Below are 20,236 nucleotides of genomic sequence, written 5' to 3'. Positions count from 1 at the left end.
CGCCCCCGCGGGGGCCGCGCAGGCCCTCGGCCCCCGGATCCTCGTGGCCGCCGCGGAGCCTCCCCCGCCCCCCGCCGGGGTCCGGAGGATCGAAGGAGTGCTGCTCGGGCTCGCCGCGGGCGATGCCGCCGGATGGCCCGCGGCCCGGCACCGCGCCAGCCGCATGCCCGAGTGGACCCGCCGCCTGACCCGCGAGCTCGACACCTTCGCCGAGCACAACCAGACCACCACCCTGCCCGTCCCGATCGCCCTCAACCAGCCCCCGGAGCCCCTGCGCCTCGGCCCCTCCGACGACGCCGAATGGGCCGCCTTCGCCGCCGAATCCGTGCTCACCGCGGCCGGCGTGCTGCTCAGCGACCTCAGCCGGTCCCGCCGTATGCGGGCCGCCATCGACCTCGCCTGGAACGCCCTGGCCAGCGAGATCGCCGCGGCCGCGGAGCGCGCGCCCGAGGTGGAGTCCGCCGTCCTGCCCCTGCGCGCCCGGATCTCCGTCCGGGCCGGCCTCGGCAACCTCGCCGCCGGCCTGCGCCCGCCCGCCACCGGCCACGACAACCCGCACTACTTCGACGACGCCGCCTGCGTGCGCGCCTGCGTGCTCGCCGTCGTCCACCCCGGCGACCCCGCCGCCGCCGCCGACCTCGCCGAGTTCGACGCCCGCTACACCCAGGACGGCGACGGGGTCCACGGCGCCCGCGCCATGGCCGCCGCCATCGCGGCCGCCCTCGCCGGCGCCGACACCGACACCGCCGTCGACGCCGCCCTCGGCCAGCTCCCCGAAGCCACCGAGATCGGCCGCAACGCCCGCCACGCCGTCGAACTCGCCCGCGTCCACGCCGAGGGCGGGGCCTTCGCCATCGTCCCCACCCTCGAACACGAGATCGTGGACCACGTCTACAGCTACGGCATCGCCGCCGCCGAGACCGTCCCCGTCGCCCTCGCGCTCGCCACCGCCGCCCGGGGCCGGGCCGCCGAGGCCGTGCCGGCCGCCGCCTGCCTGTCCCGCGTCGCGGACTCCGCCCCCGCCCTCGCCGGCGCGCTCACCGGCGCCCTCGGCGGGGGCGACTCGATCCCGGCCGCCTGGCGCGAGGCCTGCCGCACCCTCTCCGGCTGCTCCCTGCCCCGCCTCGCCGGCACCGATCTCGTCGAACTCGCCGCGCTGCTCGCTCGTACGGAACTCACCTCACCCAAGGGATGATTCGGACATGACGCTCACTCTCGAAGACCGGGCGGCCGGCTGCCTCGTCGGGGCCGCCGTCGGCGACGCGCTCGGCGGTCCGGTGGAGGGCTGGTCCCCGGACCAGATCGTGGAACGGCACGGCGGCCGCGTGCACGGCATCGTCGGCCCGTGGCACGAGGACTGGCGCACGGCCCGCCCCATCGCGCCGTACCACAAGGGCGACGGCCACGTCACGGACGACACCCTCATGACGCACGCGCTCGTACGGGTCTACGAGGCCGTACGGGACCACCTGGACGCGTACGCGGTCGCCGAGCACCTCGTCCCGGACCTGATGACCAACCCGCGCTGGATCCCCGAACTGGAGGCGGAGGCACTGCCCTTGCAGCGGATCTTCCTCGCGGAGAAGTGGATCGTGAGCCGCCTGCACTACGGCCACGTCGACCCGCGCGAGGCCGGCAGCGGCAACATCGTCAACTGCGGGGCGGCGATGTACATGGCGCCGGTCGGCATCGTCAACGCGGGGAATCCGGTGGGGGCGTACGCGGAGGCCCTGGACATCGCCGGAGCGCACCAGTCCTCGTACGGGCGGGAGGCGGCGGGCGTCTTCGCGGCGGCGGTGGCGGCGGCCTGCCTGCCGGGGGCGACGGCTTCGTCGGTGGTCGACACGGCCCTCGCGCTGGCCAAGGACGGCACGCGGGACGCGATCTCGGCGGTGTGCGAAGCGGCCGCCCGCCACCGGGACTTCGAGTCTGCCCTGGCCCCGCTGCGCGCGGCGGTGGCCCCGTACGACTCGGTCGGCCCGGACTACCGCGCCCCCTCCCTCGGCGCCCGCCGCCCCTCCCGCCTCCACGCGATCGAGGAACTGCCGATCGCGCTCGGCATGCTGGTCGTCGCCGACGGGGCGTACGAGGGCTCGGTGCTCGGAGCCGTCAACTACGGCCGGGACTGCGACTCCATCGCCACGATGGCGGGGGCGATCGCCGGAGCCATGGCGGGCGCCGGTGCGGTCCCGCCGGCCTGGGCCAAGGAGGTCGCCGAGGCCAGCCTCCTCGACCTGCACGCCCCGGCGACGGCACTGGCGGTGGTGGCCCGCGAGGTCTTCACGCGGGACCGGGCGCGCCGCCGGGCCCACGAGTCGGCCTTCGCCGCGATCGCCGCCCCCCGATGAGCCCCGCCCCGCCGACCAGCCCCGTCCCGGTGAACCCCGCCCCGGTGGGCCCCGCGCCGGTGGGCCCCGCCCCGGCCGTCCGGCTCACCTGGGTCCAGCCGGAGGACCTGGTCGGACACGAGCTGCGGCAGGCCGCCGAGGACGGGCGGGACGCGCGGCCGCTGCTCCGCGCCTGGCTCGCGGCGGGCGGGCCCCCGGCCCCCGACCGGGCCGGCGCCTCCGCCGTCCCGGCCCCGCCCGAGCTGCGGGCCCTGGCCTCCCGCCTGCTGGACGAGCTCGCGGCCCTCCCGTCCCCCCTGTCCCCGCACGAACCCGCCCTCTGGCCCGAGATCCGGGCGACCTGGCCCGCGCCCGCCACGCAGCCGCCGGACACGGTCCCCGGCCACGAGGGACCCCACCGCCCGGACCGCCCCGCCCCGCAGCGCACCGGTCCCGCGCGGGTCACGGGGGCGGACGCCGGGCCGGACGGCCCGGCCCCGGCCCGCGCGGCACGGCGCCGGCCGGCCGCACTGCGGGACCGGCTGGAAGCCGCCTGGACGGGGCGGGCCGTGGGGTGCCTGCTCGGCAAGCCCGTCGAGAAGCTGCCGCTGCACGCGATCCGGGCGCTGGGCCGGGCCGCCGGGAACTGGCCCCTGGCGGACTGGTTCACCGAACGCGGCGTGCCCGCGGAGCTCCTGGCCGCCCATCCCTGGAACCGGCGTTCCGCCGCCACCTCCCTCGCTGAGAACATCGACGGCATGCCCGAGGACGACGATCTGAACCACCCCCTCCTCGGGCTCCGGCTGCTCCAGCGCCACGGCAAGCGCTTCACGACCGCCGACCTCGGCCGGCTCTGGCTCGACGAGCTGCCCGCGGGCCGCACCTTCACCGCCGAGCGCCTCGCCTACCGCAACCTCCTCCAAGGGCTGGAGCCCCCGGCCACCGCCACCCACCACAACCCCTTCCGCGAGTGGATCGGCGCCCTCATCCGGGCCGACGTCCACGGCTGGACCAACCCCGGCGACCCGGCCGCCGCCGCGGCCCAGGCCTACCGGGACGCCACCTTGACCCACACCGGAAACGGCCTCTACGCCGCCCTCTTCGCGGCCGCCGCCCTGGCCGAGGCCGCCGGCGGCCGGGCCGACGTCCACACCGCGCTCCGGGCCGGGCTGGCCGTCGTACCGCCCCGCTCGCGCCTCGCCGAGGCCGTGCGCCACGCCGTCGACACGGCCGGGCGGCACGCCGACTTCGACCGCGTCGTCGACGACCTCCACGAGCGGTACGGCCACTACCACTGGGTCCACGCCGTCCCCAACACCGCCCTCGTCGCCGCCGCCCTCACCCACGCCGACGGGGACTTCACCCGCTCCGTCTGCCGTGCGGTGTCCGGCGGTTGGGACACCGACTCCAACGGCGCCACCGCCGGCTCCCTGGCCGCGCTCGTCGACCCGGACGGCGTCCCGCACCGCTGGTCCGCCCCCCTCAAGAACCGCCTCGCCACCACCGTCCCCGGCTTCGACGGCATCGGCTTCGACACCCTCGCCCGACTCACCGCACAGGAGGCAGCCCGCCCATGACGGCCATCGCCGTGCTCGGCAGTACCAACATGGACCTCGTCGCCTACGTCCCCAAGGCCCCCCGCCTCGGGGAGACCGTCACCGGCCGCGAGTTCCGCACCGTCCCCGGCGGCAAAGGCGCCAACCAGGCCGTCGCCGCCGCCCGCGGCGGCGGGGAGGTGGTGATGATCGGCGCGGTCGGCGCCGACGGGTTCGGCGTACGGCTGCGCTCCGCGCTCACCGCGGCCGGGGTCGAGACGGCGGCCCTGCGCACCGTCGAGGGTGCCAGCGGCACCGCCCACATCACCGTGGACGACGAGGGCGGAAACAGCATCATCGTCATCCCCGGCGCCAACGCCCGCGTCACCGGCCTGGAGGCGGGCGACGACTCCCGCATCGGCGCCGCCGACTCGCTCCTGCTGCAGCTCGAACTCCCGCTGTCCGCCGTCCTCGCCGGGGCGCTCGCCGCCCGCGCCCACGGCGTCCGTACGGTCCTCACCCCGGCCCCCGCCCAGCCGCTGCCCGGGGAACTCCTCGCCGCCACCGACCTGCTGGTCCCCAACGAGCACGAGGCCGCCGCCCTGACCGGGCTCACCGACTCGTACCAGGCCGCCGAGGCCCTGCTCCACCAGGTCCCGGAGGTCGTGATCACCCTCGGCCCGGCCGGATCCCTGTACGCGGCCCGCGGACGGGAGCCGCTGACCGTGCCCGCGCCCCGGGTCCGGGCCGTGGACACCACCGCCGCCGGGGACACCTTCGTCGGGGCTCTCGCGGTGGCCCTCGGGGAGGGCCGCGCCATGCCGGAGGGGCTGCGCTGGGCCTCGGCCGCGGCCGCGCTCTCCGTCCAGCGTCCGGGGGCCCAGGACTCGATGCCGGCCCGCGCCGAGACGGACGCCCTCGCCGCGGCCGGCACCCTCCCCGGAGCCTGCGCGTGAACCCCGGCCAGGGGCCGCTGCAGGGCGTGCGCGTACTGGACCTCGCCACCCTCTTCGCCGGGCCCCTCGCCGCCACCCTGCTCGGTGACTTCGGCGCCGACGTGGTGAAGATCGAGCACCCGGTGCGCCCGGACCCCTCGCGCGGCCACGGCCCCGCCAAGGACGGCGTCGGGCTGTGGTGGAAGCTCCTCGGCCGGAACAAGCGGACGATGACCCTCGACCTCTCCACGCCCGGCGGGCGCGACACCCTGCTGCGGCTGGCCGCCACCGCCGACGTGGTCATCGAGAACTTCCGCCCGGGCACCCTGGAGAAGTGGGGCCTGGGCTGGCCCGAGCTGTCCGCCGCCAACCCGCGGCTGGTCCTGGCCCGCGTCACGGCCTTCGGCCAGCAGGGCCCGTACGCCCACCGCCCCGGCTTCGGCACCCTGGCGGAGGCGATGAGCGGCTTCGCCTCGATCACCGGGGAGCCCGACGGGCCGCCCACCCTGCCGCCCTTCGGCCTCGCCGACTCGATCGCCGCGCTGACCACCGCGTACGCCGTGATGACGGCCCTCGCCGGGCTCACGCGCACCGGCCACGGGCAGGTGGTGGACCTGGCCATCATCGAGCCGATCCTCACCGTGCTGGGCCCGCACCCGCTCTGGTACGACCAGCTCGGCTACGTCCAGCCGCGCACCGGCAACCGCTCCGCCAACAACGCCCCGCGGAACACCTACCGCAGCGCCGACGGCCGCTGGCTGGCCGTCTCCGCCTCCGCCCAGTCCATCGCCGAACGCGTCGTGCGGCTCGTCGGGCGGCCCGAGCTGATCACCGAGCCCTGGTTCGCGAGCGGCTCCGGCCGGGCCGCCCACGCGCCCGTCCTCGACGAGGCGGTCGGCGGCTGGATCGGGCGGCACAAGGCCGACGACGTGGTCGCCGCCTTCGAGGAGGCCGAGGCCGCCGTGGCCCTCGTCTACGACGTGCGGGACGTCATGGCCGATCCGCAGTTCGCGGCCCTGGACACCGTCACCGAGGTGGAGGACCCCGAACTCGGCCCGCTCCGGATGCAGAACGTCCTGTTCCGGCTGTCCGAGACCCCCGGGGGGATCCGCTGGGCGGGCCGCCCGCACGGCGCGGACACCGATGCGGTACTCACCGAGCTCGGCCTGTCCGACGCCGAGATCAGCGCACTGCGGAGGGAAGGGGCCCTGTGATCCTGACCTGGCTCTACGTACCCGGCGACCGCCCCGAGGTGGTCGCCAAGGCGCTGCGCTCCGGGGCCGACGCCGTGATCCTCGACCTGGAGGACGCGGTGTCGGCCTCCCGCAAGGAGTACGCCCGCGCCGCCACCGCGGAACGGCTGGCCGAGCGCCCCGAGGTCCCGGTGTTCGTACGGGTCAACGCCCTGGACTCCCCCTGGGCCGGCGCCGACCTCACCGCCCTGACCGGGCTGCGCGGCCTGACGGGGCTGCGGCTGCCGAAGATCACGGCGCCGGAGCAGATCGCCGCGGTCGCCGACCGCACCGGCGGGGTGGCCCTCCACGCCATGCTGGAGTCGGCGCTGGCCGTGGAGCGCGCGTACGAGATCGCCCGCGCGCACCCCGCCCTGCGCGGGCTCTCACTCGGCGAGGCCGACCTCGGGGCCGATCTGGGCATCAGCGCGGAGGCGGGTCTGGACTGGCCCCGCTCGCGGGTGGTGGTCGCGGCCCGGGCGGCGGGGCTGGCCCCGCCCGCGCAGTCGGTGTTCCCCGACATCCGGGACCTGGAGGCGCTGGCCGTCTCCTGCGCGCGCGGCCGGACCCTGGGGTTCCTGGGCCGGGCGGCGATCCACCCGCGCCAGCTGCCGGTGATCGAGCGGGCCTACCTGCCCGGGCCCGCCGAGGTCACCGCGGCCGAGGAGATCGTCGCGGCCGCCCGGCGCACCCCGGGGGCGGTGGCCCTGCCGGACGGCCGCTTCGTCGACCCGGCGGTGCTGGCGGGGGCGGAGCGGGTCGTCGCCCTCGCCAGGCGGGAGTCCCCCGTCCTGTCCTGACCCCGGACGCGGAACGGGAGGGGCGCCGCGCGGTGTGCGCGGCGCCCCTCCCGTGTGGTCCGGAGGATCCGGTCAGAGCTTCTTGGCGGTCTTCGGAGCCTCGGCGGCCGCCGTCACGGCGTCCCCGGTCCCGCCGTCGGAAGCGGCCTCGGCATCGGCCGTGGCCGCGACCTCGGCGTCGGTCTTGGCCTCGGTCTTGACGTCGGTCGTGGCGTCCGTCTTCGGCCCGGATTCCCCGTCCTGGGAGTCCTTCGCCCCGACGGCGCCGTCCTTCGCCCCGTCCTTCGCCTCGCCGTCCGCCTCGTCCTTGGTCGCGGGGTCCGACGCCGCGGGCCCGCGGTCCGGCTCGACGACCTCCTCGCGGCCCGGCCGCAGCTTCGCCGACAGCACGAGGTAGACCACGGCCAGGATGAAGACCAAGATCGAGGTCCACACGTTCAGCCGGAGGCCGAGGATGTGGTGCGCCTCGTCGACGCGCATGTACTCGATCCAGCCGCGGCCCACGCAGTACGCGGCGACGTACAGGGCGAACGCCCGGCCGTGGCCGAGCTTGAAGCGGCGGTCGGCCCAGATCACGAGCGCGGCGACGCCGAGGCACCACAGCGACTCGTACAGGAAGGTCGGGTGGTAGGTGCCGGCGATCCGGTTCGGGCCGTCGCTGATCTCGACGGCCCAGGGCAGGTCGGTGGCCCGCCCGTACAGCTCCTGGTTGAACCAGTTGCCCCAGCGGCCGCAGGCCTGGGCCAGCGCGATGCCCGGGGCCAGGGCGTCGGCCCAGGCCGGCAGCGGGATGCCGCGCAGGCGGCAGCCGATCCAGGCGCCCACCGCGCCCAGCGCGATCGCGCCCCAGATGCCGAGGCCGCCCTCCCAGATCTTGAAGGCGTCGACCCAGTTGCGGCCCTCGCCGAAGTACAGCTGGTAGTCGGTGATCACGTGGTAGAGGCGACCGCCGACCAGGCCGAACGGCACCGCCCACACGGCGATGTCCGCGACGGTGCCCGGCTTTCCGCCGCGCGCGATCCACCGCTTGTTGCCGAGCCAGACGGCGACGAAGACGCCGATGATGATGCAGAACGCGTAGCCGCGCAGCGGGATCGGTCCGAGATGGATCACGCCGGTCGACGGGCTGGGGATATAGGCAAGGTTCATGGCAGAGCCGACGCTACCCTGCCGGGCGGTACGGACCGCAACCCGCCCGGCAACCTGGCGCCAAATCGAGATGGCCGATCAGTCCTCGCCGGCCCCCTTCGCGACGCCGGCCGAGCCCGCCCGCGAGCCCGTTCCGGTGGAGGAGGACTTCGCCACGGTGGAGGAAGAGGCGGACGGCGACGCGGAACCCCCGCTCTTCGACCCCTTCGCGGAGGCGCTCGGCGAGGCGGAGCGCGAAGCCGAGGGGGATCCGGACGAGGACGGCGACGCCGAGGCGTTGCCGCCCCCGCTGCCCTTCGCGGCGGCCTCCACCTGTTCCTTGAGCTTCTGCGGGGTCACCGGGTTGGCCTGGTCGGCGAAGATGTCCTTGCCGTTCAGCAGCACGCTCGGGGTGCCCCGGAACTTCCCGGCGCGGAAGGCCTCGTAGGACTTGTTGACCCAGCTGTTGTGCGTCCCGTCCTCGACGCACTTGCGGAATTCGGGGGTGACCAGCCCGTCCACCTTGCCGGCCAGCTCCAGCAGCTTCGCGTTGTTCCCGTACGCGTCGTCCGTCTCCTGCGGCTGGTTCTCGAACAGGACGTCGTGATAGGCGGGGAACTTCCCGGCGTCCTGCGCGCAGGCGGCCGCGTTGGCGCCCTTCAGCGAGCCGCTGCCGCCCATGTTCCCGTCGATCAGGGTGACCAGGTGGTAGTCGACCTTGAGCAGGCCCTTGGCCTCCAGCTCGTGGATCGTGTCCCGGTAGTTGGTCTCGAAGGACTTGCACGCCGGGCAGCGGAAGTCCTCCCACACCGTCAGCGTGGACTTGGCCTCGGGCTTGCCGGCCTGGATGGCGAGCGCGTCCTTGCCGGTGGCCCCGGAGGGGGCGGTCACCGGGCCCGCGGCGTCCGACTTGTCGCCCTTGCCGGTGTTGGCCGCGATCAGGCCGACGACGGCCGCCAGGCCGAGGACGCCGACCACGGCCGACGCCACGACGAGGGTCCGCCGCCGCTTCTCCCTCTTCTTCTCGCGCTCGCGCTCCACCTGGAGCCGCTCGCGGGCCGATCGTTTCGCTTCGCGGTTCGCACCGTCGTTCTTCTCGCTCACGTTCGGCCAAACGAAGCGGGGAGGCACTCGCGTGCCTCCCCGCTCCCACTTCCACCCGATCGGGCTACAGAACCCGCTCACGGGTTCGCGGCGCCGATCGAACGCCCGCTTCCGCCGGCGAGCTCGTCAGCCCCTGCGGACGCCTTCCGCGAGCTCGCCGGCGAGCGCCTTCACGGCCGCCAGCCCGGCCGGCAGGTCCGGGGCGTCCAGCAGCAGCTTCACGAAGGCCGAGCCGACGATCACCCCGTCGGCGAACCCCGCGACCTCCTTGGCCTGCACCGCGTTCGAGACGCCGAGGCCCACGCAGACCGGAAGCTCGGTGGTGGTGCGCGTACGGCGGACCAGCTCCTGGGCCTCGTTGCCGACCGACTCGCGGGTGCCGGTGACACCCATCAGCGAGGCGGCGTAGACGAATCCGGAACCGGCGGCGGTGATGGTCGCCAGACGCTCGTCCTTGCTGCTCGGAGCGACGACGAAGACGGTCGCCAGACCGTGCTTGTCGGCGTGCTCGCGCCACAGCGCGGACTCCTGGACCGGCAGGTCGGGCAGGATGCAGCCCGCGCCGCCCGCCGCGGCCAGCTCGGCGGCGAACCGGTCCACGCCGTAGCGGTCGATCGGGTTCCAGTACGTCATCACCAGCACCGGCGCCCCGGTCGCCGCGTGCGCCTCGCGCACGGTGCGCAGCACGTCGGCGATCTTGACGCCGCCGCGCAGGGCGATGTCGTCGGCGGTCTGGATGATCGCGCCGTCCAGGACCGGGTCGCTGTGCGGGAGGCCGACCTCGACCACGTCCGCGCCGCCCGCGATGACGGCCTTGACGGCCTCGATCCCGCCGTCGACGGTCGGGAACCCGGCCGGGAGGTAGGCGACGAGGGCCGCGCGGTCCTCGGACCTGGCCTTCGCGAGGGTGTCGCTCAGCAGCTGGATGTTCCCGGTGCTCACTTGGTCTCCCCCTCGCCGTCGTACAGCCCGAAGTAGCGGGCCGCCGTGTCCATGTCCTTGTCGCCGCGGCCGGACAGGTTGACCACGATCAGCCCGTCCTCGCCGAGTTCCTTGCCCAGGTCGAGGGCGCCCGCGAGCGCGTGCGCCGACTCGATCGCCGGGATGATGCCCTCCGTGCGGGAGAGCAGGCGCAGGGCCTGCATCGCGGCGTCGTCGGTGACCGCGCGGTACTCGCCGCGGCCGATGTCCTTGAGGTAGGAGTGCTCCGGGCCGATGCCGGGGTAGTCCAGGCCGGCCGAGATCGAGTACGGCTCGGTGATCTGGCCTTCCTCGTCCTGGAGGACGTAACTGCGGGAGCCGTGCAGGATCCCCGGTTCGCCCGCGGTCAGCGTGGCCGCGTGCTCGCCCGTCTCGACGCCGTGCCCGGCGGGCTCGAAGCCGACCAGGCGGACCCCGGTGTCCGGGATGAAGGCGTGGAAGAGGCCGATGGCGTTCGAGCCGCCGCCGACGCAGGCGGCGACGGCGTCGGGCAGCCGGCCGGCGCGCTCCAGGATCTGGCGGCGGGCTTCGACGCCGATGACCCGGTGGAAGTCTCGGACCATGGCCGGGAAGGGGTGCGGGCCGGCGACCGTACCGAAGAGGTAGTGGGTGCGGTCCACATTGGCGACCCAGTCGCGGAACGCCTCGTTGATGGCGTCCTTGAGGGTCCGGGAGCCGGACTTCACGGCGATGACCTCGGCGCCCAGCATCCGCATGCGGGCCACGTTCAGGGCCTGGCGCTGGGTGTCGATCTCGCCCATGTAGACGGTGCACTCGAGGCCGAAGAGGGCGCAGGCGGTGGCGGTGGCCACGCCGTGCTGGCCCGCTCCGGTCTCGGCGATGACGCGGGTCTTGCCCATGCGCTTGGTGAGCAGCGCCTGGCCCAGCACGTTGTTGATCTTGTGCGAGCCGGTGTGGTTGAGGTCCTCGCGCTTGAGGAAGATCCGGGCGCCGCCGGCGTGCTCGGCGAACCGGCGCACCTCGGTGAGGGCGCTGGGCCGGCCGGTGTAGTTGACCATGAGGTCGTTGAGCTCGGCCGCGAAGGCCGGGTCGCCCTTGGCCTTCTCGTACTCGACGGCGACCTCGTCGACGGCGGCGACGAGCGCCTCCGGGATGAACTTGCCGCCGAAGTCGCCGAAGTAGCCCTCGGCGTTCGGGGTGTGACCCTCCGGGTCCGGAATGAAGAACGAGTTGCTGGACATGGCCAGTACTCCTACGGGTGCGATGGGATGGGTGCACCGTATTGCGCCGCGGGCCCGCCGCACGCGCACCCCGCTGCGGGGGTGGGGATGCGTACGGGGCAGCGGCCCGTGCCCGGGGCCGGCGGCCCGGGGCGACGGACCGTAAGCGAGTACCGCCGGGGGCGGTACGCCGGCACCGTGGAGACGAAACGGTGGCGCCGGGCGTACCGGACCGGGGCGGTCCTCGTTACAGCGCGCCTGCGGTGCGCCATCGCATGCCGTTGACCTGACCGGGCTCGGAGCCGATCACGTACCGGACCCGCCGCCCGTGCACGCGCCGGGCCGGGGCGCGGCAGCCGCGGGGGCGGCAGCCGCGCGCCAGGGGCGCGTACGCCGTCGGCACGCCGGCCGGGCCGCGGCCCGGCCGGGTGCGGACGGTGGGACGGTTGGGGGCCATGGGACGGGTCAGCTCCGTCCGTGGCGCAGGGCGGGGTGGGCGCCGGCGGCGACGAGGTCGGCCACGGCCGCCTTCGGGTCGCGTCCGGTGACCAGGGATTCCCCGACGAGGACGGCGTCGGCGCCCTCGTTGGCGTAGGCGATCAGGTCGTGCGGCCCGCGGATGCCGGACTCGGCAACCTTGACGATGTGGGCCGGGATCTCGCCGACGACGCGCTCGAAGGTGGAGCGGTCGACCTTGAGGTCCTTGAGGTTGCGGGCGTTGACGCCGATGATCTTGGCGCCGGCCGCAACCGCGCGCTCGACCTCGTCCTCGTCGTGGACCTCGACGAGCGGGGTGAGCCCGATGGACTCGGCCCGCTCGATCAGGGAGACGAGGGCCTCCTGCTCCAGGGCCGCGACGATCAGCAGCACGAGGTCGGCGCCGTAGGCGCGGGCCTCCCACAGCTGGTACGCCGTGACGATGAAGTCCTTGCGCAGGATCGGGATGTCCACGCGGGCGCGGACGGCCTCCAGGTCGGCCAGCGAGCCACCGAAACGGCGCTGCTCGGTGAGGACGGAGATGACCGCCGCACCGCCCGCCGCGTAGTCGGCGGCCAGCCCGGCCGGATCGGCGATGGCGGCCAGCGCGCCCTTGGAGGGGCTGGAGCGCTTGACCTCGCAGATCACCTTGACGCTGTCGCCGCGCAGGGCAGCGACGCCGTCCTTGGCCTGGGGCGCCTTGGCGGCACGCTCCTTGAGCTCGTCGAGGCTCACGCGGGCCTGCCGTTCGGCAAGGTCTTCGCGGACCCCTTCGATGATCTCGTCGAGCACACTCACGCGAGCGGCCCCCTTCCGGGTCGATGACGGTCGGCCGCCTTGCAGACACGTACAACTGCAAGGTCAGCAATCAAATGGTATCCGCAGGAGGCCTTGCCCTCCGCACGCGGTTGACGGCGTCCCATGGAATGGACATTCGGAATCGGAGATTCATAGGAAATCTCCCGGTCCTCACGGGGCCAGTGCGGTCCCGAAGGGCAGGTTTCGGACCACCACGAAGACCAGGGCCAGTACCCCGACGGCCCACCAGTGCGGCCGCCGCAGGGCAAAACGCGGGGTCGGACCGCCGCGGCCGGCGCGAACCAGCCACAGGATCATGAACCCGGCGAAGACGAAGTAGCCGACGACGGCCAGGGCATTTGCCCCCAAAGCGGTGATCAGGTCGCCGTGGGCGAACGCGTGCGCACTGCGCAGACCGCCGCATCCGGGGCAGAGGATTCCGGTCAGCCGGAATAGCGGGCAGACCGGATAGTGGCCGGGTTCATTGGGATCCACGGTGCCCACGTACGCAAACGCCAGCCCCGCCGCGGCCAGTGTCAGCCCCGGCGAGGCCAGCCGCCGGAGGCGGCCCCGCGGCGGCACGGGCGGCACCGGCGCGGGCGCGGGCGCGGGCGCGGGCGCGGGCGGTACGGCGTAGGGGCTGTGAGGGGCGTCCACGCGCTGATTCTCTCCGCTCATGACAAAAGGCGCAGCCCAACCGGGCCGCGCCTTTCGAAACCGTTCACCGGCACCCGGCCGGTCAGACCTTGGCGGTGGCCTTGTTCGCGGCGATGACCACGGCCAGGTCCTCGTGGGCGGGCTTCGGCATGCCCATGCCCGCGGCCTTCATCGCCAGACCGACCACACCGCCGAGCGCGACGACGACGAGACCGGCCCAGAACCCGAGCGGGTTGGCGAGCACCATGAAGGCGCCGGAGATGCAGAAACCGATGAAGGCGATGATGACACCGGTCCAGGCGGCCGGGGTGTGTCCGTGGCTAGTGCCCGCCATGAGTTGCTCCTCGTTTGCTCTGTCGCAGGGTGTTCAGAAGACGCGCGGTGTTCGCAGAACACGGCTTGCGTCGAATGCTCGGTGCTCATTGTCCCGCACCGGGCGGGATGCGCGGTCAGCGGGTGGGGTCCTCGCCGCGGTCCAGGGCCTTCCACAGGTCCTCGGGCCGGTCGGGGTCCACCACCGCCGCCTTGCGGGGCCGGGGGCTGCCGTCCCGCTCGTAGCGGCCGCCCATCGCCGGCCAGCCGCTGCCGAACCGCAGGGCCAGCAGTCCGGCGACCAGGATCAGGGCCGCGCCGGCGGCCGTGACGTACGGCCAGGCCGTGTGGGTCAGCGCCCCCACCTGCGCCGCGGTGTCCGCCGTCGTACGGGCGGCCTGCGCGTCCAGGGCCCGTCGGTCGTCGGCGCCCAGTACGGCCGCCACGGCCGCTCCCAGGCCGCTCAGCGCGAGCAGCCCGGAGACCAGCAGCCGGCTCCTGCCGCGTACGGCGAACACGGCCACCAGGGCCGCGAGGCCCACGATGGCCAGGGCCGCCGGCAGCCCGGTGACGGCCCGCCCGTCCGCGGTGAGCGGCAGCGAGCCGCCCCCGACGGCGGCGGTGCCCCGGGCCCAGACGCGGCCGGAGGCGAGCAGGACGACGGTGGCGCCGAGCGCGCCGAGCAGCAGGGCGACGGCCACGCTGCGGCGGCCGCCGCGGCCGTCCGGGGCCTGCGGGGCGGCGGGGGCGTCGGCGTCGGTTCGGGGTGGGGGTACGGCACTCACGTACCCACTATCCCCTACCGGGTCACGAGCCGTTCAGCCGGTTCGCCGCTCCCACCGCGCGCAGCACGGCGGCGGCCTTGTTGCGGCACTCCAGGTCCTCCAGCTCGGGCACCGAATCCGCGACGACTCCCGCGCCCGCCTGGACGTACGCCGTGCCGTCGCGCAGCAGCGCGGTGCGGATGGCGATGGCCGTGTCGGAGTCGCCGGCGAAGTCGAGGTAGCCGACGCAGCCGCCGTAGAGGCCGCGCCGGGTGGGCTCCAGCTCCTCGATGATCTGCATGGCGCGCGGCTTGGGCGCGCCCGAGAGGGTGCCCGCCGGGAAGCAGGCGGTCAGCACGTCGAAGGCGGTCCGGCCCTCGGCGACCCGGCCGGTGACGGTCGAGACGATGTGCATGACGTGCGAGTACCGCTCGATCGACATGAAGTCGACCACCTCGACCGATCCCGGCTCGCAGACCCGGCCCAGGTCGTTGCGGCCCAGGTCGACGAGCATCAGGTGCTCGGCGCGCTCCTTGGGGTCGGCCAGCAGCTCCTCGGCGAGCTCGTGGTCCTCCTGCGGGGTGGCCCCGCGGTGGCGGGTTCCGGCGATCGGGTGGACCATGGCCCGCCCGTCCTCGACCTTGACCAGGGCCTCGGGGCTGGACCCGACGACGTCGAAGCCGTTCTCGAAGCGGAACAGGTACATGTACGGGGACGGGTTGGTGGCCCGCAACACCCGGTAGACGTCCAGCGCGGAGGCGGCGCAGGGGGTCTCGAACCGCTGCGAGGGCACGACCTGGAAGGCCTCGCCGGCCCGGATCCGCTCCTTGATGTCCTCGACGGCCTCCTGGTACTTCTCGCCGCCCCACAGCGCCGAGAACTCCGGCAGTTCGGAGGCGGGCAGCGGGGTGGGCGTGTACGGGGCGGGCCGCGCGAGGTCGGCCTCCATCGCGTCGAGCCGGGCCACCGCGTCCGCGTACGCCTCGTCCACGCCGGTGTCGAGGTCGTTGTGGTTGATGGCGTTGGCGATGAGCTGGACCGTGCCGTCCCAGTGGTCCATGACGGCCAGGTCGGAGGTGAGCAGCATGGTCAGCTCGGGCAGCTCCAGGTCGTCGGCGGTCTGCTCGCCGATGCGCTCCAGGCGGCGCACGATGTCGTAGCCGAGGTAGCCGACCATGCCGCCGGTGAAGGGCGGCATCCCGGCGGCGAGGTCGCGGGGCGTGTGCAGGGCCTGGACGGTGGCGCGCAGGGCGTCGAGCGGGTCGCCGTCGGTGGGGACGCCGACGGGCGGGGTCCCGATCCAGTGCGCGCGGCCACCCCGGACGGTCAGCGTGGAGGCGCTGCGGACGCCGACGAAGGAGTAGCGGGACCAGGAGCGGCCGTTCTCGGCGGACTCCAGGAGGAAGGTGCCCGGGCGTTCGGCGGCCAGCTTGCGGTAGAGCCCGACGGGGGTGTCACCGTCGGCCAGCAGCTTGCGGCTCACGGGGATGACGCGGCGGTCCGCCGCGAGCTTGCGGAACGTCTCAAGATCCATGGGGTGGGACCCTACCTACCTATTCGGCCAGCGGAAGGACATCGGCGTCGAAGCACGTGCGGGCGCCCGTGTGGCAGGCGGCGCCGACCTGGTCGACCTTGACGAGGAGGGTGTCGGCGTCGCAGTCGAGGGCGACGGACTTCACGTGCTGGAAGTGGCCGGACGTGTCCCCCTTCACCCAGTACTCCTGGCGGCTGCGGGACCAGTAGGTGCAGCGGCCGGTGGTCAGGGTGCGGTGCAGGGCCTCGTCGTCCATCCAGCCGAGCATGAGCACCTCACCGGTGTCGTACTGCTGGGCGATGGCCGGGACCAGGCCGTCCGCGGAGCGCTTGAGGCGGGCGGCGATGGCGGGATCGAGGGAGGACGTACTCATGGGGGCCATTGTGCCGCGCCCGGACGGCAGGGAAGGATCACCGTCCGCCTGATGGGCGGGCAAAGCACGGCCCGCGGTCGTAGGGTGGCCCCCATGTCTACCCATGCGAAGCGCGAACGCCTGCTGCTGGCGGACCTGTTGGAAGCGGTCGGGCCGGAGGCGCCGACGCTGTGCGACGGCTGGCGGGCCCGGGAACTGGCCGCGCACGTGGTGGTCCGGGAGCGCCGCCCGGACGCGGCGGGCGGCCTGCTGCTGAACGTCCTGAAGGACCGGCTGGACAAGGCGATGGCCGAGTACACGGCCAAGCCGTACGAGGAACTGATCCAGCTGATCCGGACCGGCCCGCCGAAGATGTCCCTCTACTCGGTGAAGCAGATCGACGAGGCCGCCAACGCGGTGGAGTTCTACGTGCACGCCGAGGACGTACGGCGCGCCCAGCCGGACTGGTCGCCCCGCGCGCTGGACCCGGTGTTCTCGGACGCCCTGTGGTCCCGTCTGGAGAAGCTGGCGCGGCTGACGGGCCGCCGCTCACCGGTGGGCCTGGTGCTGCGCCGCCCGAACGGCCAGACGGCGGTGGCGCACAAGGGCACCCCGGTGGTGACGGTCACCGGCGAGCCGGGCGAGCTGACCCTCTTCTGCTTCGGCCGCCAGGACGCGGCCGCGGTGGAGCTGGACGGCCCGAAAGAGGCCGTCGCCAAGCTGACGGCGGCCAAGCTCGGCATCTGAGGAACGGGGGTCCGGGGCGGGCGCCGCGGGGCGCCGGTTCCGCCGGGCCGGTGAAAACGGCATGGCGCCCCCCGGGGGAAAGGTTTCCGCACCCCGTCCCCTCCCTACGCTCCGTCACGGATGCCGACCGGTTCGGTGTCGTCACCGTGGAAGGAACGGAACCCCCATGCGTCTTCGCACCACTGCAGCCGCGCTCGCCGGAGCCCTCGCACTGGTCCTCCCCGCCGGAGCCCAGGCGTTCGCCGACGAGGGCAAGGCCCTCGACTACGTGTACGTGGACCAGCACGACGCCGAGAAGAACGCCCAGATCAAGGACGTCGGCGCGGACCAGTGTCACGCGCTGCCGTCCGCCTCGTCGATGGTCGTCGAAGCCGTGAACAGGACCGACTCGGAGGCCCTGCTGTTCGCGGACGCGGACTGCGCCGGCGAGCCGGTCGCCACCCTCCAGCCGGGTGACAAGGCCGGTGACTTCCACGCCGCCGCGGTGGTCTTCCGCCAGGTGCGCGAGCAGGGGCAGACCGGCAAGCAGGAGGCCGACAAGCAGGAGAAGCCGCAGGCGCCGGAGCAGCAGGACGACTCCGACTCGTTCGACGACTTCCGCTAGATCGCTCCGGGCGCCGGCCGGCCGGGGACCGGGGGCGATGCCCCCGCGTCGTCCCGGCCGGTACGGCCCGGCGGCGGTCAGCGGACCGGGTGGCCCGCCTCGCGCAGCGTTTCCTTGACCTGGCCGATCCGCAGGTCGCCGAAGTGGAACACCGAGGCGGCGAGCACCGCGTCGGCGCCGGCCGCGATCGCCGGGGCGAAGTGCTCCAGCCGCCCGGCGCCGCCCGAGGCGATGACCGGGACGCTGACGTGCTTCCGCACGGCCGCGATCATCTCGGTGTCGTAGCCGTCCTTGGTGCCGTCCGCGTCCATCGAGTTCAGCAGGATCTCCCCGGCGCCGAGCTCGGCCGCCCGGTGCGCCCACTCGACGGCGTCCATGCCGGTGCCCTGGCGGCCGCCGTGCGTGGTGACCTCGAAGGAACCGGTCGCGGTGCGCCGGGCGTCCACGGACAGCACCAGCACCTGCCGGCCGAACCGCTCCGCGATCTCCCGGATGAGCTCGGGCCGCGCGATGGCGGCGGTGTTCACGCCGACCTTGTCGGCGCCGGCCCGCAGCAGCTTGTCCACGTCCTGCGCGGTGCGGACGCCGCCGCCCACGGTCAGCGGGATGAACACCTGCTCGGCGGTCCGCCGCACCACGTCGTAGGTGGTCTCGCGGTTGCCGGACGACGCGGTGATGTCGAGGAAGGTCAGTTCGTCGGCGCCCTCGGCGTCGTACAGCTTGGCCATCTCCACCGGATCACCGGCGTCGCGCAGGTTCTGGAAGTTGACGCCCTTGACGACGCGGCCGTTGTCCACGTCCAGGCAGGGGATCACTCGTACGGCGAGGGTCATGCGGACACCTCCCGCACCGGGCCGTACGCCTCGACCTCCACCTCGACGACCATCGACGGGTCGACGAAGCCGGAGACGATCAGCATCGTCGCGGCGGGCCGGACGCCGTCGAAGAGCAACTTGTGGGCGCGGCCCACCTCCTCCACGTCGCGGGCGTGGGTGAGGTACATGCGGGTGCGCACCACGTCCTCGGGGCCGAGTCCGGCCTGGGCGAGGGCCTTGAACGCGACGCCGAACGCGGCGACGGTCTGGTCGTACGGACCGCCCGCGTCGCCGGCGGTGCAGCCGGAGACGAGCACGAGCCCGTTCGGGAGCCGCACGGCGCGGGAGTACCCGATGACGTCCTCGTAGGGGCCGCCGGAGGAGATGCGGCGTACTGCGTCGGAGCTCATGCGGAGACCACCTTCAGGGCTTCTTCCAGGGTGAAGGCCTTCGCGTACAGGGCCTTGCCGACGATCGCGCCCTCGACGCCCGCCGGCACCAGGGCGGCCAGCGCCCGCAGGTCGTCCAGCGAGGAGATGCCGCCGGAGGCCACGACCGGCCGGTCGGTGGCGGCGCAGACGTTCTTCAGCAGCTCCAGGTTGGGGCCGGTCAGCGTGCCGTCCTTGCCGATGTCGGTGACGACGTACCGGGCGCAGCCCTCGGAGTCCAGGCGCGCGAGGGTCTCGTAGAGGTCCCCGCCCTCGCTGGTCCAGCCGCGGCCCTTGAGGGTCGTACCGCGTACGTCGAGACCGACCGCGATCTTGTCGCCGTGCTCGGCGATGGCCTTCGCGGCCCACTCGGGGGTCTCCAGGGCGGCGGTGCCGAGGTTGACGCGGGTGCAGCCGGTGGCGAGGGCCGCGGCGAGCGAGGCGTCGTCGCGGATGCCGCCGGACAGCTCGACCTTGATGTCCATGGCGCCGGTGATCTCGGCGACGAGCGCGCGGTTGTCACCGGTGCCGAAGGCGGCGTCGAGGTCGACGAGGTGGAGCCACTCGGCCCCGGAGGCCTGCCAGGCGAGGGCGGCCTCGAGCGGGGACCCGTAGGAGGTCTCGCTGCCGGACACGCCGTGCACGAGGCGGACGGCCTGGCCGTCGCGGACGTCGACGGCAGGCAGCAGTTCGAGCTTGCTGGCGGTCATCAGAGGGTCTCGATCCAGTTGGTGAGGAGCTGGGCGCCGGCGTCGCCGGACTTCTCGGGGTGGAACTGGGTGGCCCACAGGGCCCGGTTCTCCACCGCCGCCACGAAGGGCTCGCCATGCGTGGCCCAGGTGACCCTGGGGGCGCGGATCGCGGGGTTGGTGACCTCCAGGCTCCAGGCGCGGACCGCGTACGAGTGCACGAAGTAGAACCGGGAGTCGGCGTCCAGGCCCTTGAAGGCCTGGCTGTCGGCCGGCGCGTCCACGGTGTTCCAGCCCATGTGGGGCACGATCGGGGCGCGCAGCGGCTCGACGGTGCCGGGCCACTCGTCGAGGCCCTCCGTCTCCACGCCGTGCTCGATGCCGCGCTCGAAGAGGATCTGCATGCCGACGCAGATGCCCATGACGGGCCGTCCGCCGGAGAGCCTGCGGCCGATGATCCAGTCGCCGCGGGCGTCCTTGAGTCCCCGCATGCAGGCCGAGAAGGCCCCGACACCGGGCACGAGCAGCCCGTCGGCGTCCATGGCCTTGTCGTAGTCGCGGGTGATCTCGACGTCCGCCCCGACCCGCGCCAGCGCGCGCTCGGCGGAACGTACGTTTCCGAAGCCGTAGTCGAAGACCACGACCGTCTTGGTCGGTCGGGCTGCGCTCATTCCCAAATCCCCTGGATCCGCAGGACTCCGGCGGCGAGGCACATCGCGGAGCCGATGGCGAGCAGGATGATGACCGACTTGGGCATCTTCTGCTTCTGGAAGGAGTAGACGCCGCCGGCCAGGAAGAGGCCGAAGACGATCAGGATGGTGTTCAGGCCGTTCACG

At 74.0% G+C, this 20,236-nt stretch carries 23 protein-coding genes and 1 pseudogene; 8 read left to right on the top strand and 16 right to left on the bottom strand.

Features of this window, described 5'->3' with window-relative positions; translation table 11 throughout:
* The first annotated feature begins 43 nt into the window (after positions 1-43).
* The 6 genes from K7B10_RS29090 to K7B10_RS29065 are packed head-to-tail and all read left to right on the top strand — an operon-like array spanning position 44 to position 6,829.
* Positions 44-1,195 carry an ADP-ribosylglycohydrolase family protein gene (locus tag K7B10_RS29090; protein ID WP_229345490.1) on the top strand — a complete coding sequence of 384 codons (1,152 nt, stop codon included), beginning with the start codon at positions 44-46 and terminating at the stop codon, positions 1,193-1,195.
* A 7-nt stretch (positions 1,196-1,202) separates the two neighbouring features.
* On the top strand, positions 1,203-2,348 hold the full coding sequence (locus tag K7B10_RS29085) for an ADP-ribosylglycohydrolase family protein (protein WP_229340542.1): 1,146 nt from the start codon (positions 1,203-1,205) through the stop codon (positions 2,346-2,348).
* The gene (locus K7B10_RS29080; protein WP_229340540.1) at positions 2,345-3,904 is read left to right on the top strand and encodes an ADP-ribosylglycohydrolase family protein; all 1,560 of its coding nucleotides are present in this window, start codon (positions 2,345-2,347) and stop codon (positions 3,902-3,904) included. The genes K7B10_RS29085 and K7B10_RS29080 overlap by 4 nt, the downstream gene beginning before the upstream one ends.
* The gene (gene rbsK / locus K7B10_RS29075) at positions 3,901-4,818 is read left to right on the top strand and encodes a ribokinase (RefSeq protein WP_229340538.1); all 918 of its coding nucleotides are present in this window, start codon (positions 3,901-3,903) and stop codon (positions 4,816-4,818) included. Before K7B10_RS29080 ends, rbsK begins: the two co-directional genes overlap by 4 nt.
* Complete coding sequence (locus K7B10_RS29070; protein WP_229340536.1) at positions 4,815-6,011, top strand: CaiB/BaiF CoA transferase family protein; 1,197 nt, start codon at positions 4,815-4,817, stop codon at positions 6,009-6,011. Before rbsK ends, K7B10_RS29070 begins: the two co-directional genes overlap by 4 nt.
* Positions 6,008-6,829 carry an HpcH/HpaI aldolase/citrate lyase family protein gene (locus K7B10_RS29065; RefSeq protein ID WP_229340534.1) on the top strand — a complete coding sequence of 274 codons (822 nt, stop codon included), beginning with the start codon at positions 6,008-6,010 and terminating at the stop codon, positions 6,827-6,829. Before K7B10_RS29070 ends, K7B10_RS29065 begins: the two co-directional genes overlap by 4 nt.
* Before the next feature lie 72 nt (positions 6,830-6,901).
* Here the strand turns inward: K7B10_RS29065 and lgt are convergent, their stop codons facing one another.
* The 11 genes and pseudogenes from lgt to hisI form a co-directional block, all read right to left on the bottom strand.
* The gene (gene lgt, locus K7B10_RS29060) at positions 6,902-7,978 is read right to left on the bottom strand and encodes a prolipoprotein diacylglyceryl transferase (protein ID WP_229340531.1); all 1,077 of its coding nucleotides are present in this window, start codon (positions 7,976-7,978) and stop codon (positions 6,902-6,904) included.
* Between the two features lie 291 nt (positions 7,979-8,269).
* Positions 8,270-9,061, bottom strand: a pseudogene (locus K7B10_RS29055) (DsbA family protein); the annotation flags it as partial.
* A 126-nt stretch (positions 9,062-9,187) separates the two neighbouring features.
* Positions 9,188-10,003 (bottom strand): tryptophan synthase subunit alpha, encoded by an 816-nt coding sequence (trpA, locus tag K7B10_RS29050; RefSeq protein ID WP_229340527.1) that lies wholly within the window; start codon positions 10,001-10,003, stop codon positions 9,188-9,190.
* Positions 10,000-11,244 carry a tryptophan synthase subunit beta gene (gene trpB, locus K7B10_RS29045; RefSeq protein WP_229340525.1) on the bottom strand — a complete coding sequence of 415 codons (1,245 nt, stop codon included), beginning with the start codon at positions 11,242-11,244 and terminating at the stop codon, positions 10,000-10,002. Before trpB ends, trpA begins: the two co-directional genes overlap by 4 nt.
* Positions 11,245-11,470: 226 nt before the next feature.
* Entirely contained in the window at positions 11,471-11,680 is a 210-nt protein-coding gene (gene trpM / locus K7B10_RS29040; RefSeq protein ID WP_229340523.1) for a tryptophan biosynthesis modulator TrpM, read from the bottom strand.
* An 8-nt stretch (positions 11,681-11,688) separates the two neighbouring features.
* A complete protein-coding gene (gene trpC, locus K7B10_RS29035) occupies positions 11,689-12,498 on the bottom strand; it encodes an indole-3-glycerol phosphate synthase TrpC (protein WP_229340521.1) in 810 nt (269 codons plus the stop codon).
* Positions 12,499-12,669: 171 nt separating this feature from the next.
* Complete coding sequence (locus tag K7B10_RS29030; protein WP_229340519.1) at positions 12,670-13,155, bottom strand: DUF2752 domain-containing protein; 486 nt, start codon at positions 13,153-13,155, stop codon at positions 12,670-12,672.
* A gap of 82 nt (positions 13,156-13,237) precedes the next feature.
* Complete coding sequence (locus tag K7B10_RS29025) at positions 13,238-13,489, bottom strand: HGxxPAAW family protein (RefSeq protein WP_229340517.1); 252 nt, start codon at positions 13,487-13,489, stop codon at positions 13,238-13,240.
* A 115-nt stretch (positions 13,490-13,604) separates the two neighbouring features.
* Complete coding sequence (locus K7B10_RS29020; protein WP_229340516.1) at positions 13,605-14,252, bottom strand: TIGR02234 family membrane protein; 648 nt, start codon at positions 14,250-14,252, stop codon at positions 13,605-13,607.
* Positions 14,253-14,274: 22 nt separating this feature from the next.
* Positions 14,275-15,765, bottom strand: coding sequence for an anthranilate synthase component I (locus K7B10_RS29015; RefSeq protein ID WP_229340514.1), 1,491 nt, complete (start codon positions 15,763-15,765; stop codon positions 14,275-14,277).
* A gap of 19 nt (positions 15,766-15,784) precedes the next feature.
* The gene (gene hisI / locus K7B10_RS29010) at positions 15,785-16,147 is read right to left on the bottom strand and encodes a phosphoribosyl-AMP cyclohydrolase (RefSeq protein WP_053786912.1); all 363 of its coding nucleotides are present in this window, start codon (positions 16,145-16,147) and stop codon (positions 15,785-15,787) included.
* Between the two features lie 84 nt (positions 16,148-16,231).
* Here hisI and K7B10_RS29005 point away from each other — a divergent pair, with 84 nt between their 5' ends.
* The gene (locus K7B10_RS29005; protein ID WP_229340512.1) at positions 16,232-16,864 is read left to right on the top strand and encodes a TIGR03085 family metal-binding protein; all 633 of its coding nucleotides are present in this window, start codon (positions 16,232-16,234) and stop codon (positions 16,862-16,864) included.
* 166 nt (positions 16,865-17,030) lie between these two features.
* A complete protein-coding gene (locus K7B10_RS29000) occupies positions 17,031-17,468 on the top strand; it encodes a hypothetical protein (protein WP_229340510.1) in 438 nt (145 codons plus the stop codon).
* 77 nt (positions 17,469-17,545) lie between these two features.
* Here K7B10_RS29000 and hisF read toward each other — a convergent pair whose 3' ends face one another.
* From hisF to K7B10_RS28975, 5 genes are read right to left on the bottom strand one after another with little or no spacing between them, the layout of a single operon-like run.
* Positions 17,546-18,301, bottom strand: coding sequence for an imidazole glycerol phosphate synthase subunit HisF (hisF, locus tag K7B10_RS28995; protein ID WP_229340507.1), 756 nt, complete (start codon positions 18,299-18,301; stop codon positions 17,546-17,548).
* Positions 18,298-18,693: a RidA family protein gene (locus K7B10_RS28990; RefSeq protein ID WP_229340505.1), complete on the bottom strand. Its 396-nt coding sequence runs from the start codon at positions 18,691-18,693 to the stop codon at positions 18,298-18,300. The genes hisF and K7B10_RS28990 overlap by 4 nt, the downstream gene beginning before the upstream one ends.
* The gene (gene priA, locus K7B10_RS28985) at positions 18,690-19,421 is read right to left on the bottom strand and encodes a bifunctional 1-(5-phosphoribosyl)-5-((5-phosphoribosylamino)methylideneamino)imidazole-4-carboxamide isomerase/phosphoribosylanthranilate isomerase PriA (protein WP_229340503.1); all 732 of its coding nucleotides are present in this window, start codon (positions 19,419-19,421) and stop codon (positions 18,690-18,692) included. Before priA ends, K7B10_RS28990 begins: the two co-directional genes overlap by 4 nt.
* Positions 19,421-20,071, bottom strand: coding sequence for an imidazole glycerol phosphate synthase subunit HisH (gene hisH, locus K7B10_RS28980; protein ID WP_229340501.1), 651 nt, complete (start codon positions 20,069-20,071; stop codon positions 19,421-19,423). The genes priA and hisH overlap by 1 nt, the downstream gene beginning before the upstream one ends.
* Positions 20,068-20,235: a CG2302 family histidine operon protein gene (locus K7B10_RS28975; protein ID WP_229340500.1), complete on the bottom strand. Its 168-nt coding sequence runs from the start codon at positions 20,233-20,235 to the stop codon at positions 20,068-20,070. Before K7B10_RS28975 ends, hisH begins: the two co-directional genes overlap by 4 nt.
* Between the last annotated feature and the right edge of the window lies 1 nt (position 20,236).

The sequence above is a fragment of the Streptomyces flavotricini genome (assembly GCF_020639365.1).
In the GTDB taxonomy this organism is placed as follows: Bacteria; Actinomycetota; Actinomycetes; order Streptomycetales; family Streptomycetaceae; genus Streptomyces; species Streptomyces flavotricini.
Note: the sequence above shows the minus strand (reverse complement) of the source record. Positions and strands in the feature narration are given on the sequence as shown.

What these genes read in the sequence shown, in the direction of transcription:
- rbsK (WP_229340538.1), top strand. Translation starts at nt 3,901, where the DNA reads ATGACGGCCATCGCCGTGCTCGGCAGTACCAACATGGACCTCGTCGCC.
- priA (WP_229340503.1), bottom strand. Translation starts at nt 19,421, where the DNA reads ATGACCGCCAGCAAGCTCGAACTGCTGCCTGCCGTCGACGTCCGCGAC.
- K7B10_RS28990 (WP_229340505.1), bottom strand. Translation starts at nt 18,693, where the DNA reads ATGAGCTCCGACGCAGTACGCCGCATCTCCTCCGGCGGCCCCTACGAG.
- lgt (WP_229340531.1), bottom strand. Translation starts at nt 7,978, where the DNA reads ATGAACCTTGCCTATATCCCCAGCCCGTCGACCGGCGTGATCCATCTC.
- hisH (WP_229340501.1), bottom strand. Translation starts at nt 20,071, where the DNA reads ATGAGCGCAGCCCGACCGACCAAGACGGTCGTGGTCTTCGACTACGGC.
- hisI (WP_053786912.1), bottom strand. Translation starts at nt 16,147, where the DNA reads ATGGCCCCCATGAGTACGTCCTCCCTCGATCCCGCCATCGCCGCCCGC.
- hisF (WP_229340507.1), bottom strand. Translation starts at nt 18,301, where the DNA reads ATGACCCTCGCCGTACGAGTGATCCCCTGCCTGGACGTGGACAACGGC.
- K7B10_RS29015 (WP_229340514.1), bottom strand. Translation starts at nt 15,765, where the DNA reads ATGGATCTTGAGACGTTCCGCAAGCTCGCGGCGGACCGCCGCGTCATC.
- K7B10_RS29025 (WP_229340517.1), bottom strand. Translation starts at nt 13,489, where the DNA reads ATGGCGGGCACTAGCCACGGACACACCCCGGCCGCCTGGACCGGTGTC.
- trpB (WP_229340525.1), bottom strand. Translation starts at nt 11,244, where the DNA reads ATGTCCAGCAACTCGTTCTTCATTCCGGACCCGGAGGGTCACACCCCG.
- K7B10_RS29005 (WP_229340512.1), top strand. Translation starts at nt 16,232, where the DNA reads ATGTCTACCCATGCGAAGCGCGAACGCCTGCTGCTGGCGGACCTGTTG.
- trpM (WP_229340523.1), bottom strand. Translation starts at nt 11,680, where the DNA reads ATGGCCCCCAACCGTCCCACCGTCCGCACCCGGCCGGGCCGCGGCCCG.
- K7B10_RS29080 (WP_229340540.1), top strand. Translation starts at nt 2,345, where the DNA reads ATGAGCCCCGCCCCGCCGACCAGCCCCGTCCCGGTGAACCCCGCCCCG.
- K7B10_RS29000 (WP_229340510.1), top strand. Translation starts at nt 17,031, where the DNA reads ATGCGTCTTCGCACCACTGCAGCCGCGCTCGCCGGAGCCCTCGCACTG.
- K7B10_RS29085 (WP_229340542.1), top strand. Translation starts at nt 1,203, where the DNA reads ATGACGCTCACTCTCGAAGACCGGGCGGCCGGCTGCCTCGTCGGGGCC.